Source organism: Staphylococcus sp. HMSC055C03 (assembly GCF_001809385.1).
In the GTDB taxonomy this organism is placed as follows: domain Bacteria; phylum Bacillota; class Bacilli; order Staphylococcales; family Staphylococcaceae; genus Staphylococcus; species Staphylococcus simulans.
Map to the genome: position 1 here is coordinate 1 of NZ_KV797496.1, position 1,860 is coordinate 1,860.

The following is a 1,860-nucleotide window of genomic DNA, read 5'->3' on the forward strand; positions in this document are numbered from 1 at the left end:
CAATCGTTTCACCTTTATAAATAAATTTTCCCATGATTAGTACCTCCACTCGATATTATCGATTTCTTTAATTTCGCCATCTATATGCTCTTTTGCGTTTCTGAATATACCTTCGATTACTTGTTCTTCTACATCTGCTAAATCTTCATGTTTCTTTAGCAGTACAGGAATATCTTTTTCAAACGTAATCGTATATTGCATACGCATTGTTTCTTCTCGCATCTAACCAACCTCCGTCACAGACATGACAATCTTCGATTCATCTGCATACTTTTTAAAACTTCTGACCTCTACAATTTGGTTATCGTCTTTCCATAGATGTTTGTTTGCAGCGTCTAATACAGTCTTGATCAAGTTGTCTATATCTGGCTTAGTTCGCTTGTACTGTCCTATCATTGCTAACCTTTTCTTATTACTCCAACTTTGTGGTGGATTGAATAAAAACTCTATCGTGACTATTAAGTTGTTTTCCAACATAGCCTTAGGCATCTGCTTTTGTATAAAAGCTTTATGTGCCGTATAAGTTGCAGGCATATAGGTTTGTACATATTTTCCTCTATTCGCAAATCTGGGTCTTGGTGAAGCCATAGGTGCTTTATGTGTTTCGTTGAATTTAATTTCTATCTCCATAAGACACCTCTATTTGACGCACAGCGGGCGTTGTACTCCGTTTTTTACATTGGTATAGGAATAAGTCGTACAATCTATCAGCGTTGCCCTGTGCTTGTGTAATCATCATCTCTGCAAATACTGAACTGCAGTTAAGATGACGTACGATATAATCTTTGGTTAACATCACCATGCATCTCGCTCCCTGTAATCATCGCCGATAACATTTACTTTACGGCTCCCTTTTTTCATTCTTGAATTAATCCTATGCCAATGTACATTTTGATTAAGTTCCGACTCTTTAAAATTAGTAGTAAATATATTATTTTTATTCTGTCTATTGTTAACAATCGTGTATAGCTTTCCTAAATCATGATCACTATTGCTAACACCTATGTCATCCAACACTAATAAGTCTAAATTGATTAATTGTATTTTAAGTTCATCAAATGTTTGATAGGATTGATTGTTATATGTTGCTTTAATTCTATCCATCAAATCGGGTATCTGCATATAAGCAACCTTATAACCTTTATTTTTAATTGCTTTTGCAATAGCATAAGCTAAATGCGATTTACCTGTCCCATAGCTTCCTCTAAAAAGAATAGACTTCATTTTGTCTTTTTCTGTCGTAAAACTTTGAACATATTCTATTGCAGTTTGCTTAGCTTTTACTTGCGACTCATTGTTAGGAATATAGTTATTAACTGTTGCATCTTTAATAGATGGATTAATTGTAGATTGATTGAATGAGTCGTCTATTTTACGTTGCTGTCTTTTTTTAGTAGCTTCTTTACCAGCTTCAATCATTGAGCAATCACAACCATGTCTAAATTCCTGACCATTGCTGAACTTGTAATAGTCATAAGTTCTGCCGCAACTTTCACATTTAAGTCCATGCTCTTCTTCGACTATATTTTTCTTAAGTCTGCTTCCTTGCATAATATTTGAAAATGATTGCATTTTATTCCTCCCAATAACTAGGGTCGTATTTCATTCGCTCTAGTTGATCCATTCCGTTTGGTACTGTTTCTTGTGTAAAGTCATTTAAATAACTTTCTTGTCCTAGGAATGTTTTAGGGTACTTTTGATATTGTTTATTAGTAATTGTTTTCAGATATTCTCTAGTACCGTTCATGATAGTATCGAAGTCATGTTTTTTTAGTGCTGACTTGAATAGTGATGCAGCTTTCTTTTTGTCTAGTTTTTTATCATAAAGTTGCCACCACTCCTCAAATTGCTCACGCGTAA

General features: G+C 34.1%; 3 protein-coding genes and 1 pseudogene. All 4 read right to left on the reverse strand.

Annotated features, from left to right (window positions below; translation table 11 throughout):
- Positions 1–36 precede the first annotated feature (36 nt).
- The gene (locus HMPREF2603_RS08420; RefSeq protein ID WP_060804335.1) at positions 37–222 is read right to left on the reverse strand and encodes a hypothetical protein; all 186 of its coding nucleotides are present in this window, start codon (positions 220–222) and stop codon (positions 37–39) included.
- Positions 223–630 (reverse strand): RusA family crossover junction endodeoxyribonuclease, encoded by a 408-nt coding sequence (locus HMPREF2603_RS08425; RefSeq protein WP_070468865.1) that lies wholly within the window; start codon positions 628–630, stop codon positions 223–225.
- 165 nt (positions 631–795) lie between these two features.
- A complete protein-coding gene (locus HMPREF2603_RS08435; protein WP_060804386.1) occupies positions 796–1,572 on the reverse strand; it encodes an ATP-binding protein in 777 nt (258 codons plus the stop codon).
- 1 nt (position 1,573) lies between these two features.
- A pseudogene (locus HMPREF2603_RS13225) lies at positions 1,574–1,860 on the reverse strand (helix-turn-helix domain-containing protein); the annotation flags it as partial.